Annotated in this window: 13 protein-coding genes; 7 read left to right on the forward strand and 6 right to left on the reverse strand. The window is 74.6% G+C overall.

Annotated features, from left to right (window positions below):
- Positions 1-88 precede the first annotated feature (88 nt).
- The 5 genes from GA0070623_RS22350 to GA0070623_RS22370 are packed head-to-tail and all read right to left on the reverse strand — an operon-like array spanning position 89 to position 7,785.
- Complete coding sequence (locus GA0070623_RS22350; RefSeq protein WP_067314538.1) at positions 89-1,177, reverse strand: uroporphyrinogen-III synthase; 1,089 nt, start codon at positions 1,175-1,177, stop codon at positions 89-91.
- Positions 1,177-1,524, reverse strand: coding sequence for a nitrite reductase small subunit NirD (gene nirD, locus GA0070623_RS22355; RefSeq protein ID WP_067314540.1), 348 nt, complete (start codon positions 1,522-1,524; stop codon positions 1,177-1,179). The genes GA0070623_RS22350 and nirD overlap by 1 nt, the downstream gene beginning before the upstream one ends.
- Positions 1,521-4,091, reverse strand: coding sequence for a nitrite reductase large subunit NirB (nirB, locus tag GA0070623_RS22360; RefSeq protein ID WP_067314542.1), 2,571 nt, complete (start codon positions 4,089-4,091; stop codon positions 1,521-1,523). Before nirB ends, nirD begins: the two co-directional genes overlap by 4 nt.
- Before the next feature lie 29 nt (positions 4,092-4,120).
- The gene (locus tag GA0070623_RS22365) at positions 4,121-5,557 is read right to left on the reverse strand and encodes an FAD-dependent oxidoreductase (protein ID WP_067314544.1); all 1,437 of its coding nucleotides are present in this window, start codon (positions 5,555-5,557) and stop codon (positions 4,121-4,123) included.
- Entirely contained in the window at positions 5,554-7,785 is a 2,232-nt protein-coding gene (locus tag GA0070623_RS22370) for a molybdopterin oxidoreductase family protein (protein ID WP_084261584.1), read from the reverse strand. The genes GA0070623_RS22365 and GA0070623_RS22370 overlap by 4 nt, the downstream gene beginning before the upstream one ends.
- Positions 7,786-7,935: 150 nt before the next feature.
- On the opposite strand from GA0070623_RS22370, the gene GA0070623_RS22375 reads away from it, so the two are divergent.
- The 7 genes from GA0070623_RS22375 (at position 7,936) to glmM (ending at position 13,696) form a co-directional block, all read left to right on the forward strand.
- The gene (locus tag GA0070623_RS22375) at positions 7,936-8,637 is read left to right on the forward strand and encodes a class I SAM-dependent methyltransferase (RefSeq protein ID WP_067314548.1); all 702 of its coding nucleotides are present in this window, start codon (positions 7,936-7,938) and stop codon (positions 8,635-8,637) included.
- Between the two features lie 119 nt (positions 8,638-8,756).
- Positions 8,757-9,014 carry a DUF6364 family protein gene (locus GA0070623_RS22380; RefSeq protein ID WP_067314550.1) on the forward strand — a complete coding sequence of 86 codons (258 nt, stop codon included), beginning with the start codon at positions 8,757-8,759 and terminating at the stop codon, positions 9,012-9,014.
- Positions 8,992-9,297 (forward strand): type II toxin-antitoxin system PemK/MazF family toxin, encoded by a 306-nt coding sequence (locus GA0070623_RS22385; protein ID WP_172898447.1) that lies wholly within the window; start codon positions 8,992-8,994, stop codon positions 9,295-9,297. The genes GA0070623_RS22380 and GA0070623_RS22385 overlap by 23 nt, the downstream gene beginning before the upstream one ends.
- Before the next feature lie 446 nt (positions 9,298-9,743).
- Positions 9,744-11,084: an MFS transporter gene (locus GA0070623_RS22390; protein ID WP_067313521.1), complete on the forward strand. Its 1,341-nt coding sequence runs from the start codon at positions 9,744-9,746 to the stop codon at positions 11,082-11,084.
- 211 nt (positions 11,085-11,295) lie between these two features.
- Entirely contained in the window at positions 11,296-11,739 is a 444-nt protein-coding gene (gene rplM, locus GA0070623_RS22395) for a 50S ribosomal protein L13 (protein ID WP_007465158.1), read from the forward strand.
- Positions 11,740-11,759: 20 nt separating this feature from the next.
- Entirely contained in the window at positions 11,760-12,224 is a 465-nt protein-coding gene (gene rpsI, locus GA0070623_RS22400; RefSeq protein WP_067313518.1) for a 30S ribosomal protein S9, read from the forward strand.
- A 116-nt stretch (positions 12,225-12,340) separates the two neighbouring features.
- Complete coding sequence (gene glmM / locus GA0070623_RS22405; protein ID WP_067313514.1) at positions 12,341-13,696, forward strand: phosphoglucosamine mutase; 1,356 nt, start codon at positions 12,341-12,343, stop codon at positions 13,694-13,696.
- Between the two features lie 131 nt (positions 13,697-13,827).
- Here glmM and GA0070623_RS22410 read toward each other — a convergent pair whose 3' ends face one another.
- On the reverse strand, positions 13,828-15,024 hold the full coding sequence (locus GA0070623_RS22410; protein WP_084261535.1) for a pyridoxal phosphate-dependent aminotransferase: 1,197 nt from the start codon (positions 15,022-15,024) through the stop codon (positions 13,828-13,830).
- Between the last annotated feature and the right edge of the window lie 235 nt (positions 15,025-15,259).

Here is a 15,259-nt window from a genome sequence, read left to right on the forward strand (position 1 = left end):
AGCCGTGCCGGGCGCGGGGCCGGCCGCACTCTGCCCGGGGTCAGCCGTGCCGGGTCCGGGGCCGGCCGCACTCCGCCCGGGGCCGGCCTCACTCCACCCGGAGCCGGTAGCCGCGCTTGACGACGGTCTGCACCACCCGGGGTGCCCGCAGCCCCACCCGCAGCCGGGCCACCGCCATCTCCACCGCGTGCTCGTCGGCCCCCCGGGGCAGCGTGCGCAGCAGTTCGGTCCGGGACAGCACCCGGCCGGGCTGGGCGGCGAGCGCCCGTAGCACCGCCATCGGCGCGGGGGCCAGGGGCCGCAACTCCCCGTCGATGACGGCCGCGTGCCCGCGCAGGGTCAGCAGGTGCCCGGCCGCCTTGACGGTGAGGGTACGGCGCGGCAACTCGTCCACGATGGTGCGGACCAGTGCGCCGAGCCGCGCCCGGCTCGGCGCACTGACCGGCACCCCCCGGCGCACCAGCGGTTCGGCGGTGACCGCGCCGACGCAGCTGACCAGCACGTCCCCGCGCAGGGCGGCGAGCACCGTCTCGGTGCGGTCGCCCGCGGCGCGCAGCAGCGCCTCCGCCGCCGGGGCCGACGTGAAGGTGACGGCGTCGACCAGCCGGCCGGCGACCAGGTCGATCAGCCGGTGCAGCGGGGCCGGGTCGGTCGGCGGGGCCCACCGGTAGACGGGCACCTCGATCACGGTGGCTCCGGCGGCCTCCAGCGCCTCGGTGCACTTCGGCTGCCGGTCGCCGTGCAGCTGCATGGCGATCACCTGCCCGGCCACCCCACGCCGGCACAGGTGCTCGACCACCTCCTCGCAGCTCTCCGAGACGGGCGACCACTGGTCGTGCAGGCCGGCGGCGCGGATCGCGCCGCGCGCCTTGGGACCGCGGGCCACCACGTACGCCCGGGACAGCACGGCCTTCAACGGCTCGGCCAGCCCCCAGCCCTCGGCGGCCTCCAACCAGCCGCGCATCCCGATGCCGGTGTTGGCCATCAGCACGTCCGGTGGCCGGTCCAGGCAGGCCCGGGTGGCGTCCCGCAGATCGGTGTCGTCGGCCAGCGGCACGATCCGCAGGGCCGGGGCGAGCACCACCCGGGCACCGCGTCGTTCCAGCAACGCGGCCAGTTCGTCGCGTCGCCGGTCGGCGGTCACCCCGATGGTGAAGCCGGCCAGTTCGTCCCGCATCACTCCTCCTGTCGCAGCCGCACCTCGACCAGGCCGTCCCGGCAGCGGACGTCGTACCGGGGCAGGGTCACCCCGGGCAGGTCCAGGCAGAGCCCGGTTCGCAGGTCGTACACCTGCTTGTGCAGGGGGGAGGCGACGGTGGGCACCCCGCCCCGGCTGCCGACGATGCCCCGCGACATCACGTACGCGCCGCTGAGCGGATCGAGGTTGTCGACCGCGAACAGCTCGTCGTCGAGCCGGAAGAGCGCCACCTGCACCCCGTCGACCAGGGCGGCGACGCCCCGCTCGGGCTCCAGCCGGTCCAGTGGGCAGACCGGGGTCCAGCTGACGGTGGCCGTGTCGCTCATCGCCGTACCTCCGGCAGACCGAGGGCGACCGGCTGGCGGCGCCGGGCGGGCGTCCCGTCGGGTGGCGCGGCTCCCCCGGGTGGCGCGATGCCGACGGTGGCGCGGGCGTCGCGCGCCGGCACCGGCTGGCCGCGTTCCACCGCGAAGGTGATCGACGGGTCGGGCACGTCGGGGGCGTTGACGAAGGAGGTGAAGCGACGCAGCCGTTCCGGGTCGTCCAGCACGTCGCGCCACTCGTCGGAGTAGGACGTGACGTGCCGGGCCATCGCCGAGTCGAGTTCGGCGCAGAGCCCGAGCGAGTCGTCGACGATCACCGACCGGAGGTGCTCCAGCCCGCCGTCCATCGCCTCGATCCAGGCGGCGGTGCGTTGCAACCGGTCGGCGGTGCGGACGTAGAACATCAGGAACCGGTCGATCAGCGTGATCAGCTCGTCGGTGGACAGGTCGGTGGCGAACAGGTCGGCGTGCCGGGGGCGGAAGCCGCCGTTGCCGCCGAGGTAGAGGTTCCACCCGGTGTCGGTGGCGATGATGCCGAAGTCCTTGCTGCGGGCCTCGGCGCACTCCCGGGCACAGCCGGAGACCGCCGACTTGAGCTTGTGCGGGGCACGCAGTCCCCGGTAGCGCAGCTCCAGCGCGACGGCCAGGCCGACCGAGTCCTGGACCCCGTACCGGCACCAGGTCTCGCCGACGCAGGACTTCACCGTGCGCAGCGCCTTGCCGTACGCGTGGCCGGACTCGAAGCCGGCGTCGACCAGCCGCCGCCAGATCTGCGGCAACTGCTCGACCCGCGCGCCGAACAGGTCGATCCGCTGCCCGCCGGTGATCTTGGTGTAGAGCTGGAAGTCGCGGGCCACCTCCCCGATCACGATCAGCTTGTCCGGGGTGATCTCGCCCCCCGGAATCCGGGGCACCACCGAGTAGCTGCCGTCGCGTTGCAGGTTGGCCAGGAAGTGGTCGTTGGTGTCCTGCAACGACGCCTGCTCGCCGTCGAGCACGTGGCCGGCACCCAGCGAGGCGAGGATCGACGCCACCACCGGCTTGCAGACGTCGCAGCCGCGGCCCCGGCCGTGCTCGGCGACGAGCTGCGAGAACGTCCGGATGCCGCGCACCCGGACGATGTCGAACAGCTCCTGGCGGCTGGCGTCGAAGTGCTCACAGAGGGCGGTGGACTGCTGCACCCCGGCCGCGTCGAGCAGAGACTTGAGCATCGGCACGCAGGAGCCGCAGCTCGTCCCGGCCCGGGTGCACGCCTTCAGCGCCGGCACGTCGCACGCCCCGCCGGCGATCGCCGCGTCGATGTCGTCCCGGGTCACCGCGTTGCAGGAGCAGACCTGCGCCGCGCCGGGCAGCGCGGTCACCCCGCCGCCGCCCTCACCGGCCGGGGCGAGCAGCGCCAGCGGGGGAGCGGGCAGCGGCCCGCCGACACTGGCCCGCAGCGTCGGGTAGGCGCTCGCGTCCCCGACCAGCACCCCGCCGAGCAGCGTCCGCGCGTCGTCGGAGAGGACCAGCTTCGCGTACGAGCGGGTGGCCGGGTCGGTGAACGTGACGTCCAGGCAGCCCGGCGTGGTGCCGTGGGCGTCACCGAACGACGCCACGTCGACACCGAGGAGCTTGAGCTTGGTGGCGCTGTCCGCGCCCGGGAACGTGGCCGCGCCGCCGAGCAGCCGGTCGGCCACCACTTCGGCCATCGCGTACCCGGGGGCGACCAGCCCGTGGCAGGCGCCGTCGACGGCCGCGCACTCGCCGACCGCCCAGATCCGCTCGTCGTCGCTGCGGCAGCTCCCGTCGACCAGCACCCCGCCGCGCGGGCCGAGCGACAGCCCGGCGGCGCGGGCCAGCTCGTCGCGGGGACGGATGCCGGCGGCCACCACCACCAGGTCGGCGGCGACCGTGCCGCCGTCGGAGAGGTCCAGCGCGGCGACCGTGCCGTCCGGGCCGGGCCGCAGCGCGGTGGTGCCCACCCCGAGGTGGGTGGTGACGCCCAGCTCCTCGACGTAGCGCCGCAGCATCGCGCCGCCCGCCTCGTCGACCTGCACCGGCATCAGCCGGGGGGCGAACTCCACCACGTGGGTCCGCAGCCCCAGCAGCCGCAGCGCGTTGGCGGCCTCCAGACCGAGCAGGCCACCCCCGATCACCGCCCCGGTGGCCCGGCCGCGGGCGTGCGCCCGGATCGCCTCCAGGTCGTCCAGGGTGCGGTAGACGAAGACGCCGGGCAGGTCGGTGCCGGTCACCGGGGGCACGAACGGGTACGACCCGGTGGCCAGCACCAGCGCGTCGTACGGGTGCTCCCCGGCCGCGGTGGTCACCACCCGCCGGTCCCGGTCGATCCCGGTCACCGGGTCGCCGAGGCGCAGCTGCACCCCGTCGTCCGGGGTGTGCAGGTTCAGCTCGTCGGCGGTCACCCCGTCGAAGAACGCGGACAGCCGGACCCGGTCGTACGCCGGGCGGGGCTCCTCGGCGAGCACCGTCACCTGCCAGCGCCGGTCGTGGTCGCGGGCGCGCAGCGCCTCGACGAACCGCTGGCCGACCATGCCGTTGCCGACGACGACCAATCGTCCACCGGTCATCGGGTCACCTCCTCGTGGTGTCATCACGGTCATCGGGTCGTCCCCACCGAGTCCACCTCGGACAGCCAGTCGACGATCCCGCCGACGGCCTGCCGGCAGCCTCCGCAGCCGGTGCCCGCCCGGGTCGCGGCGACCACCTCGTCGACCGTCCGGGCACCGGCCCGCCAGCAGCGGACCAGGGTGCCCTTGTCGACGTCGTTGCACTGGCAGACGGTCGCCGCGTCCGGCATCAGCGCCGGGGAGGCGGCGGGCGTCGCGGGGGCGACCCCGAGCGACCGGCCGAGCAGCAGCGCCCGCCGGTCGGTGGGGACCGGGCCACCCCGGTCGAAGAGCTGCACGACCGTGCCGACCGACGGGTTGTCACCGAGCAGGATCGCCCCGGTCAGCCGGTCGTCGTCGATCCGCAGCCGGGCGTACGTCCCCCGGGCCGGGTCGGCGAAGGTCAACTCCTCACCCGGCCCGCCGGTCGGGTCGCCCATCGCGGCCAGGTCGATCCCGGCGGCCTTGAGCCGGGTCACCACCGGCCGGGGCCGGTAGCGGGCCGTGTCGTCCTCGCCGGTGAGCAGCCGGGCCACCACCCGGGCCTGGGCCCAGGCCGGGGCGACCAGGCCGGTCGGACCACCGGCGGGGCGGGCACAGTCGCCGATCGCCGAGATCGCCTCGTCACCGGTGCGCAGCCGGTCGTCGACCAGCACCCCCCGGTCGACGGCCAGTCCGGCGGCGGCGGCCAGCCCGGTATCGGGGCGGACCCCGCAGGAGAGCACCAGCAGGTCGGCGTCGAGGTGGGTGCCGTCGGCCAGGTGCAGCCGGACCCGGTCGGCGTCAGCGGCCAGCCCGGTGGCCGGCACGCCCAGCCGGCTGGTGACGCCGAGCCCGGCCAGGGTGTCGGCGAGCACCGCGCCGGCGGCCGGGTCGAGCTGCCGTTCCATCAGGTGCGGGTGGGGGTGGACCACGGTCACCGTCAGCCCCCGGGCGGCCAGCCCGCGGGCCGCCTCCAGGCCGAGCAGACCGCCACCGAGCACCAGTGCGGTGCGGGCGGTGCGGGCGGCGGCGAGAATGCGGCGGCAGTCGGCCAGGGTGCGGAAGACGGCCACCCGGGCCGGCAGGGCGGCCGGGTCGAGGCCGGGCAGCGGCGGCACCACGGCCCGGCTGCCGGTGGCGAGGACCAGGTGGTCGTAGTCGATCCGCTCGCCGTCGGTGGTGCGGACCGTCCGGGCCGCCCGGTCGACCGCTTCGGCTGCCACGCCGGTCCGCACGTCGGTGCCCTGCCCGGCGACCTCGGCCAGCTCCACGTCGGGCTCGTCGATCTTGCCGGCCAGCAGCGTGGAGAGCATGATCCGGTTGTACGCCCGGTGCGGTTCCGCCCCCAGCACGGTGACCTTCCGGTCGCCGTTGCGGGCGTGCAGCTCGGTGGCGAGCCGGGAACCGGCCATCCCGTACCCGACGATCACGATCCGCCCGGTCATGCCCGCTCCACCCGGACCGCGCAGATCTTGAACTCGGGCATCCCGGAGACCGGGTCGACGGCGTCGTTGGTGACCGAGTTGGCGCGGGCCGCCCCGGGCCAGTGGAACGGCGCGAAGACGGTGTCCGGCCGGATCGTCGGGCTGAGCCGGGCCGGTGCCAGCAGCTCACCCCGGCGGGAGGCGACCCGTACCTCGTCACCCTCGGCGACCCCGAGCCGGGCGGCCAGGTCGGGGTGCAGCTCGACGAAGCCCCGTGGGGCGGCCCGGCGCAGCGCGGCGACCCGCCGGGTCTGCGTGCCCGACTGGTACTGGGCCAGCACCCGCCCGGTGGTGAAGTGCAGCGGGTAGTCGGCGCAGACCTCCTCGGCCGCCGGCCGGTGCTGGACCGGATGGAACCGGGCCCGGCCGGACGGGGTGGGGAAGGTGTCGGCGAAGAGCCGGGGGGTGTCCGGCCCCTCCGGGTCGGGGCACGGCCAGAAGACGCCGTCGGACGACTCGATCCGGTCCCAGGTGACCCCGGCGTAGTCGGCGACGCCCCCGGCGGAGGCCCGCCGCAGCTCGGCGAAGACCACCCTCGGGTCGGTCGGGAAGCGGGCCGGGACGGTGCCGTCCGCCACCCCCGCCGGATCACCGCCGGTCGGGGCGGTCCCGTCCGGCATCCCCGCCGGACCGCTGCTCGTCGGCTCGCCGCCGGTCGGGCCGGCCGCGCCCCCCGGGGCGGGGTCGTCGAGGCGGGCGGCGAGGGCGGCGAGGACCGCCAGGTCGGTGCGGACGCCGGGGGGTGGCTCGCGCAGCGCGCGGCGACGCAGCACCCGACCCTCCAGGTTGGTCATCGTGCCGTCCTCCTCGGCCCACTGGGCGACCGGTAGCACCACGTCGGCCAGCTCGGCCGTCTCGGAACGCAGGAAGTCGGCCACCACCAGCAGGTCCAGCCCGCGCAGCCGGGACTCGACCCGGGCCGCCCGGGGCGCGGAGACCACCGGGTTGGAGCCGAAGACCAGCAGCGCGCGGGGACCGCCGGGGGTGCCGAGCGAATCGAGGAGCTGATAGGCCGGCACGCCGGGACCGGGCAGCTCGGCGGGGTCCACCCCCCAGACCGCGGCGACGTGGGCCCGGGCCGCCGGATCGTCGATCTTGCGGTAGCCGGGGAGCTGGTCGGCCTTCTGGCCGTGCTCGCGTCCACCCTGGCCGTTCCCCTGGCCGGTGAGGCAGCCGTACCCGGAGTAGGGGCGGCCGGGCAGACCGAGGGCGAGGGCGAGGTTGACGTACGCGCTGACCGTGTCGACGCCCTTGGCGTGCTGTTCGGCGCCCCGGGCGGTGAGGATGACCGCCGAGCCGGCGGTGCCGAGCGCGCGGGCGGTCTCCTCCAGGTCGGCCACCGGCACCCCGGAGAGCCGCTCCACCTCGGCCGGCCAGTACCCGGCGACGGTACGGCGTACCGCGTCGAAGCCCTCGGTGCGGGCGGCCACGTACTCCCGGTCGACCAGGCCCTCGGTGAGCGCGATGTGCAGCAGCGCGTTGGCGACCGCGAGGTCGGTGCCGGGCAGCGGTTGCAGGTGCAGGTCGGCCTGGCGGGCGGTGGCGGTCAGCCGGGGGTCGACCACGATCAGCCGGCCGCCCCGGGCCTGCTGGTCGGCCAGGTGCCGCATCAGCGGCGGCATGGTCTCGGCCGGGTTCGCGCCCACCAGCAGCAGGGTCTCCGTGCGGCCCAGGTCGGTCAGCGGGAAGGGCAGTCCCCGGTCGACGCCGAAGGCGCGCAGCCCGGCCGCGGCGGCCGAGGACATGCACCACCGGCCGTTGTAGTCGATGTGCCGGGTCCGCAGCGCCACCCGGGCGAACTTGCCGAGGGCGTACGCCTTCTCGTTGGTGAGCCCGCCGCCGCCGAAGACCGCGACCGCGTCGCGCCCGTGGTCACGTCGGACGGTGCGCAGCCCGGTGGCGATCCGGTCCAGCGCGACGTCCCAGTCGGCCGGGCGCAGTTCGCCGGACGGGTCGCGGACCAGGGGGGTGGTCAGCCGGTCGGGGTGGTCGAGCAGCTCGGCGGCGGTCCAGCCCTTCTGGCACAGCCCGCCCCGGTTGGTGGGGAACTCCCGGGGCCGGACCTCGATCCCGCCGCCCCCGTCGTCCCGCAGGACCATGCCGCACTGGAGGGCGCAGTACGGGCAGTGCGTCTCCGCCTCCCGGGGAGGTGGCCCCGTTCGCGTCGCGGCGCGTGCACCGTCTGTCATGTCGGGAAAGCGTGCCGCCGGGCGGTTTCCGACCCGCGTCCCTTCTGTTTCGGTCCTGTCAAGAGCGGCTCACACCGCACAGGGGAAACGTGTCGGCCGGCAGGGTCTATACTGTGAGACAGTTTTCCCATGATGTGAGAGGAGCTGAGCATGGACGTGACGGCGGCCTTCGATGCGGTGGCGGGCTCGTACGACCAGGCCCGTCGCCGGCTCGTCCCCTGCTTCGACGACTTCTACGCCGCCGCCGTCGAGGTGGCCGCCCCACCGCTGCGGGCCGCGCTCGCCGCCGGGCGTACCCCCGAGGTGCTCGACCTGGGCGCCGGCACCGGGCTGCTCTCGCTGCTGCTCACCGCCGCGCTGCCCGGCGTGCGGGTGACCCTGGTCGACGGGGCCGCGCGGATGCTCGCGGTGGCCGCCGAGGGGCTGGCCGCCCGGGGGGTGGCGCACCGCACCGTGCTGGCCGACCTGGCCGGCCCGCTCCCGCCCGGCCGGTACGACGCGGTGGTCTCCGCGCTGGCCGTGCACCACCTCGACGACGACGGCAAGCGGGCGCTCTACCGCCGGGCGGCCGACGCGCTGCGGCCCGGCGGGGTGTTCGTCAACGCCGAGCAGGTGGCCGGTCCCACCCCGGCCCTGGACCGCCGGTACGACGAGGTCTGGCTGGCGCAGACCGCCGCGCGCGGCTCGGACGACGCCGAGATCGCCGCCGCCCGGGAGCGGATGCGGCACGACCGTCCGGCGGCGGTGGCCGACCAGTGCCGTTGGCTGGCCGACGCCGGCCTGGTCGACGTGGACTGCTTCTACAAGGCGTGGCGGTTCGCCGTCTTCGGCGGCCACCGCCCGGTCGCCTGACCCGCCTGGCCGGGTTGCCCGCCCGGCTGTCTGGCCGCCCGCCTCGTCGGCTGGCCCACCCGTCCGGCTGGTCCGGGCGGGGAATGACCGGTGGTCATACCAGGGGTAGGATCGGTGGCATGACTGCGAAGGTGACTCTCTCGTTCTCGGACGAGACGATCGAGCAGGCCCGCCGGTTCGCCAAGCGGGAAGGTCTCTCCCTGTCCGCCTGGATGGACCAGGCCGCCCGGGAGAAGGCGCTACGGGAGGTCTTCACCGCCCACGCCGAGGCGGTCGGCCGGGCCGGGCTCGACCTGGAGTCCGCCGCCCTCGCCGACGCCCGCGAGGTGGGGATGGTCGCCGACGTGCTCTTCGGTGGTCGCCCACGTGCTGCGTAGGGGAGAGGTCTGGCGCATCGAGGGCGCCCGGGAACGGCTCGGGCTGGTGATCAGCTCCGACGTCTACAACTCCACCGACGTGCCGATCGTGATCGTCGCCGAGGTGGTCGAGACCGCGCTGCTGCGTGACTCTCCGCTCGCCGTGCCGATGGGCGCGAACGTGGTGATGCCCGACCGGCTGTCGGCGCCGATGAAGAAGTGGTTCACCGAGTGCGTGGACGTCGCCGACACCGAGACCATGCGCCGGGTCACCCGGGCGCTGCGTATCCTCCAGGAACTCTGACCGCCCGGCTGCCGCTCCGCCGGGCCGTTCGGCCGCCGTCCGGTCCGGCCGTCGTGTCGTCCGGCCGCTGCTCCGTCCGGTCGCCGGGCCGTTGCGTTCCGTGGGCCGTCTCACCACCGGATCCGGGCCGAGGTGCGATCTCCGTTTCCGGAACGACCCGGAGGAGGCACCCTCCGGGAAACCAGGCCTGCCTAGCGTTCGGCTCACCACGACCAGCAGGAGGAGTCGCCGTGAGCACGCTCGCCCGCAGCACCGCCGCCGATCCGCCGGCCACCGGCACCGACCCGCAGGCCCCGGCCGCCGACCCGCAGGCCCCGGCCATCGCCACCCACGGGACCATCGCGTCCGACGGGACCATCGCGTCCGACGGGACCATCGCGTCCGACGGGACCATCGCGTCCGACGGGACCATCGCGTCCGACGGGACCGCCGTGACCGGGGCGGCCATGACCGGGGCGGGTCGGCGGCACCGGATCGACGACTGGCGTCCCGAGGACCCCACCTTCTGGCGGACCACCGGAGCCCCGATCGCCCGACGCAACCTCTGGGTGTCGATCTTCGCCGAGCACGTCGGGTTCTCGGTGTGGAGCCTCTGGTCGGTCACCGTGCTCTTCCTCGGCCCAGCGTACGGCATCGACCCGGCCGGGAAGTTCCTGCTCACCGCCGTGCCGGCCGCGCTGGGGGCGGTGCTGCGGCTGCCGTACACCCTGGCGGTGGCCCGCTTCGGCGGGCGGAACTGGACGATAGTCAGCGCGCTGCTGCTGCTGGTACCGGCGGTGCCGATGGCGGTGCTGCTGGAGCCGGGGGTGTCGTACTCGACGCTGATGGTGCTGGCCTGCCTGACCGGGGTCGGCGGCGGCAACTTCGCCTCGTCGATGGCGAACATCAACCTGTTCTTCCCGGACCGGCTCAAGGGCCGGGCGCTCGGGCTCAACGCCGGTGGCGGCAACCTCGGCGTGCCGGCCGTGCAGCTGGTCGGGCTGGCGGTGCTGGCCACCGCCGGGGCGGCGTACCCCCGGTTGGTGCCGGCGGTCTACCTGCCGCTGATCGTGCTGGCCGCGCTCGCCGCGGCCCGCTGGCTGGACAACATCCCGGACGCCCACAACGAGCCCGGCGCGCTGCGCGAGGCCGCCCGCGACCGGCACACCTGGGTGATGTCGCTGCTCTACGTGGGCACCTTCGGCTCGTTCATCGGCTTCGGCTTCGCCTTCGGCCAGGTGCTCCAGCTCCAGTTCGCCGAGCGGTTCCCCACCCCGGTCGACGCGGCCTGGCTGACCTTCCTCGGGCCGCTGATCGGCTCGCTGATCCGGCCGCTCGGCGGGCAGCTCGCCGACCGGCTGGGCGGGGCGCGGGTGACCTTCTGGAACTTCGTCGCGATGGCCGCCGGGGCCGGGCTGGTGCTCTACGCCGCCCGGGAGCGGTCGTTCCCGCTCTACCTGGCCGGGTTCCTGGCGCTGTTCGTCTTCTCCGGCATCGGCAACGGGTCGACGTACAAGATGATCCCGGCGATCTTCCGGGTCCGGGCGGTGGCCGAGGCGGAGCTGACCGGCGACCCGGCCGCGGCGCAGCGCCGGGCGCGACGGCGCTCCGGGGCGCTGATCGGCATCGCCGGCGCGGTCGGCGCCTCGGGTGGGGTGCTGGTGAACGTGGCCTTCCGGCAGTCCTTCCTCACCTCGGGCAACGCGGACGCCGCCTACCTGGCCTTCATCGGCTGGTACGCGCTCTGTTTCGTGGTCACCTGGGCGGTCTACCTGCGGCCCGGCCCCGGGAAGCTGGTCGGTGTGTGACCCTCGTCATGCGGTGGAATCGTCGGCCACGCCGGCCGACCCCCCGTTTTGACCAGCCGCTGGGGTGCCGGGTATCGTTGCCTGCTGTTGTACGACATCCAGAGGCGTGCCGCTCAGGTACGCTTGGTCGTTCGTGCGCGCTGGTCCGGCCGGGAAGCCTCTGGTCACCTCGGCGCGCGACCCCAGACCGACGACGAGACAAGGTAGACCTGTGCGTACGTACAGCCCGAAGCCGGGTGAGATCGAGCGTCAGTGGCACGTTATCGACGCCTCTGATGTCGTGCTGGGCCGCCTGGCCACCCACGCCGCCACGCTGCTGCGCGGCAAGCACAAGCCGACTTTCGCGCCGCACGTCGACACGGGCGACTTCGTCGTCATCGTGAACGCGGGCAAGGTGGCGCTGACCGGCAACAAGCGGCAGACCAAGGTCGCCTACCGGCACTCCGGTTACCCGGGCGGCCTCAAGCAGGTCGGCTACGACGAGCTGCTGACCAAGCGGCCCGAGCGGGCCATCGAGCTGGCGGTTAAGGGGATGCTCCCGCACAACAAGCTCGGCCGTCAGCTGATCAAGAAGCTGAAGGTCTACGCCGGTGCCGAGCACCCGCACCTGGCGCAGCAGCCGGTGCCGTTCGAGATCAAGCAGATCGCGCAGTGAGCGAGGGCGAAGGAAACAGCATGACCGACATCATCGAGACCGAGGTCGCCCCCGAGGCCACCGAAGCGCCCGCGCCCGTCGCCCGCGCGCCGCATGGTGACCGGCCGATCCAGACCGTCGGCCGCCGCAAGGAGGCCATCGTCCGGGTCCGTATCGTCCCGGGCAGCGGCAAGATCACCTGCAACGGCCGCGACCTCGAGGCCTACTTCCCGAGCAAGGTGCACCAGCAGCTCATCAAGGACCCGCTGGTCACCGCCGAGAAGCCCGAGATGTTCGACGTCATCGCCAACCTGCGGGGCGGCGGCACCACCGGCCAGGCGGGTGCGCTGCGGCTGGCCATCGCCCGCGCGCTGATCGTCAGCGAGCCGGACGACCGCCCGGCCCTGAAGAAGGCCGGCTTCCTCACCCGGGACGCCCGGGTCAAGGAGAGCAAGAAGTACGGTCTCAAGAAGGCCCGTAAGGCTCCGCAGTACTCGAAGCGCTGATCACCAACGGCGCGTTGTACTTCTGACGAACGGCCGGGTCCGCCTCCCCTCCGCGGGAGGTGGCCCGGCCGTCGCGCTTTCTCCACTCATCGCAGTTGCACCGGAGGTTGGCGGGTATGGGGCGGTTGTTCGGCACGGACGGCGTACGCGGGCGGGCGAACGTCGATCTCACCCCGGAGTTGGCGCTCGCCGTGGCGGTGGCCGCCGCGCACACGCTGGCCGAGTCGGACCGCAGCCACCCGCCGCTGGCGGTGGTCGGGCGGGACACCCGGGCCAGCGGCGAGATGCTGGAGGCCGCCGTGGTCGCCGGCCTGACCAGCGCCGGAGCGAGCGTGGTCCGGGTCGGCGTGCTGCCCACCCCCGCCGTGGCGTTCCTGACCGCCGAGGCCAAGGCGGACCTGGGTGTGATGCTCTCCGCGTCGCACAACCCGATGCCGGACAACGGGATCAAGCTGTTCGCCGCCGGAGGGCACAAGCTGCCCGACGAGATCGAGCTGCGGATCGAGGCGGCCGTCGAGGCGAACGCCACCACGGCCTGGGACCGCCCGGTCGGCGCGGGGGTCGGCCGGGTGCACGACCTGCTCGACGGCGCCGACCACTACGTGCAGCACCTGGTCGGCACCGTGCCGCACCGCCTCGACGGCATCAAGGTCGTGGTCGACTGCGCCAACGGCGCCGCCGCCGAGGTCGCCCCGGTCGCCTACCGGGAGGCCGGCGCCGAGGTGATCGCGATCCACGCCGAGCCGGACGGCCTCAACATCAACGACGAGTGCGGTTCCAACCACCTCGACGGGCTGCGGGCCGCCGTGGTCGAGCACGGCGCGCACCTGGGCCTCGCCCACGACGGCGACGCCGACCGGTGCGTGGCGGTCGACGCCGACGGCGCGGAGGTCGACGGTGACGAGCTGATGGCGATCCTCGCCCTGGCCCTGCGGGACGCCGGCGAGCTGACCCGGGACACCCTGGTCGCCACCGTGATGAGCAACCTCGGCCTGCGGCTGGCCATGTCCGCGCAGGGCATCCGGCTGGTCGAGACCAAGGTCGGCGACCGGTACGTGTTGGAGGAGCTGCGCGCCTCCGGCCTCGCCCTCGGCGGCGAGCAGAGCGGCCACCTGGTGATGCCCGCGCACGCCACCACCGGGGACGGTGTCCTCACCGGCCTGCACCTGATGGCCCGGATGGCCGCCACCGGCCGCTCCCTGGCCGAGCTGGCCTCGGTGGTCACCAAGCTGCCCCAGGTGCTGATCAACGTGCCGGTCGGCGACCGGACGGTCGGGGCCGCCGCGCCCGCCGTGCGGGCCGAGGTCGAGCGGGCCGAGGCCGAGCTGGGGGAGACCGGCCGGGTGCTGCTCCGCCCGTCCGGCACCGAACCGCTGGTACGGGTGATGGTCGAGGCCGGCACCGAGGAGACGGCCCGGTCGGTGGCCGAGCGGATCGCCGAACACGTCCGTACCGCCAGCCCTGCCAGCTGAGCCGGCACCGGTCAGGCCTGCCGGTGCGGGTGTGCCGGTCGCCGGGTGATCGCCGCCGCGCGGTCCGCCGCCGTCGACGGGCGACCAGGGTGCCGGTCAGTGCGGGTCGGCCGGGGTGACCAGGGTGCTGGTCAGTGCTGGTCGGCCAGCGTGCGCAGCCGGGTGACCGCCTCGCTCAGCACCTCGGGACGCTTGCAGAAGGCGAACCGGACCAGCCGGCGACCGGCCTCGACGTCGTCGTAGAAGACCTGGGTGGGTACGCCGACCACGCCGCAGCGCTCCGGCAGGGAGCGGCAGAACTCCAGCCCGTCGCGACCGCCGAGACCGGTGATGTCGGCGGTGACGAAGTACGTCCCCTCCGGGGTGAGCACCGTGAAACCGGCGTCGGTCAGGCCGTCGATCAGCAGGTCCCGCTGCCGCTGGAGGGCGTCTCGGAAGCCGGTGTAGTAGTCGTCGGGCAGGGCCAGTGCCACGGCGACCGCCGGTTGCAGCGGTGCCGCGTTGACGAAGGTGAGGAACTGCTTGACCCGCAGCACCGCCGAGACCAGCGCGGCGGGGCCACTGACCCAGCCCACCTTCCACCCGGTGCAGGAGAACGTCTTGCCGGCCGACGAGATGCGCAGGGTGCGTTCCCGCATCCCGGGCAGGGTGGCCAGCGGTAGGTGAGCGGAGGCGGCGTCGGTGAAGACGAGGTGCTCGTACACCTCGTCGGTGACCGCGTACACGTCGTGCTCCCGACAGAGGTCGGCGACCAGCGCCAACTCCGGCGCGGTGAAGACCTTCCCGGTCGGGTTGTGCGGGGAGTTCAGCAGCACCAGCCGGGTACGCGGCCCGAACGCGGCCCGCAACTCGGCCGGGTCGAAGGCGTACCGGCCGTCGTCGCCGGGGCGCAACGTCACCGGTCGCCGTACCGCGCCGGCCAACGCGATCGACGCCGCGTACGAGTCGTAGTACGGCTCGAAGCAGACCACCTCGTCGCCCGCCTCGCAGAGCGCCAGGATGCTCGCGGCGACCGCCTCGGTGGCCCCGGCGGTGACGATCACCTCGCCGTCCGGGTCGTACGTCAGGCCGTGGAAACGGTGCTGGTGCTCGGCGACGGCCCGGCGCAGCACGGGGATCCCCGGACCGGGCGGGTACTGGTTCTGCCCGGAGCGCAGCGCCTCGGCGGCGGCGGCCAGCATCTCCGGCGGCCCGTCGGTGTCCGGGAAGCCCTGGCCCAGGTTGACCGCCCCGGTCCGGACGGCGAGCGCGGACATCTCGGCGAAGACGGTCGTCCCGAACGGGCGCATCCGGGCCACCAGCGGGTCGACATCGGTCGGCGTCGTCACGCCCGTCAGCCTACGGCTCGGGCACGCCCGGTTCCGCACGGCGCGGGGTCGCCATGTCCGGGACGGTCGCGGGGCTGCGCCCGCCCGGCGTGCCCCGGGCCGGTGGGCGGGTCAGCGGACCGGGCCGGCATGGCGTGGCACCGGTCAGCCGGCGGAACCCACCGTACGGTGTGCCCCGCCGGACCGCGGGTGGGCACGGCGACGGGCGTGGCCGGTCGGTGCGGCTGCGGTGGCC

It is taken from the genome of Micromonospora rifamycinica, assembly GCF_900090265.1.
GTDB classification, from domain to species: Bacteria; Actinomycetota; Actinomycetes; order Mycobacteriales; family Micromonosporaceae; genus Micromonospora; species Micromonospora rifamycinica.

Bases quoted from the DNA above. Each gene is read 5' to 3' on its own strand.
- glmM (WP_067313514.1), top strand. From the start codon at position 12,341: ATGGGGCGGTTGTTCGGCACGGACGGCGTACGCGGGCGGGCGAACGTC.
- GA0070623_RS22350 (WP_067314538.1), bottom strand. From the start codon at position 1,177: ATGCGGGACGAACTGGCCGGCTTCACCATCGGGGTGACCGCCGACCGG.
- GA0070623_RS22370 (WP_084261584.1), bottom strand. From the start codon at position 7,785: ATGACAGACGGTGCACGCGCCGCGACGCGAACGGGGCCACCTCCCCGG.
- nirB (WP_067314542.1), bottom strand. From the start codon at position 4,091: ATGACCGGTGGACGATTGGTCGTCGTCGGCAACGGCATGGTCGGCCAG.
- GA0070623_RS22375 (WP_067314548.1), top strand. From the start codon at position 7,936: ATGGACGTGACGGCGGCCTTCGATGCGGTGGCGGGCTCGTACGACCAG.
- GA0070623_RS22390 (WP_067313521.1), top strand. From the start codon at position 9,744: ATGACCGGGGCGGGTCGGCGGCACCGGATCGACGACTGGCGTCCCGAG.
- GA0070623_RS22380 (WP_067314550.1), top strand. From the start codon at position 8,757: ATGACTGCGAAGGTGACTCTCTCGTTCTCGGACGAGACGATCGAGCAG.
- rpsI (WP_067313518.1), top strand. From the start codon at position 11,760: ATGACCGACATCATCGAGACCGAGGTCGCCCCCGAGGCCACCGAAGCG.
- nirD (WP_067314540.1), bottom strand. From the start codon at position 1,524: ATGAGCGACACGGCCACCGTCAGCTGGACCCCGGTCTGCCCACTGGAC.
- GA0070623_RS22365 (WP_067314544.1), bottom strand. From the start codon at position 5,557: ATGACCGGGCGGATCGTGATCGTCGGGTACGGGATGGCCGGTTCCCGG.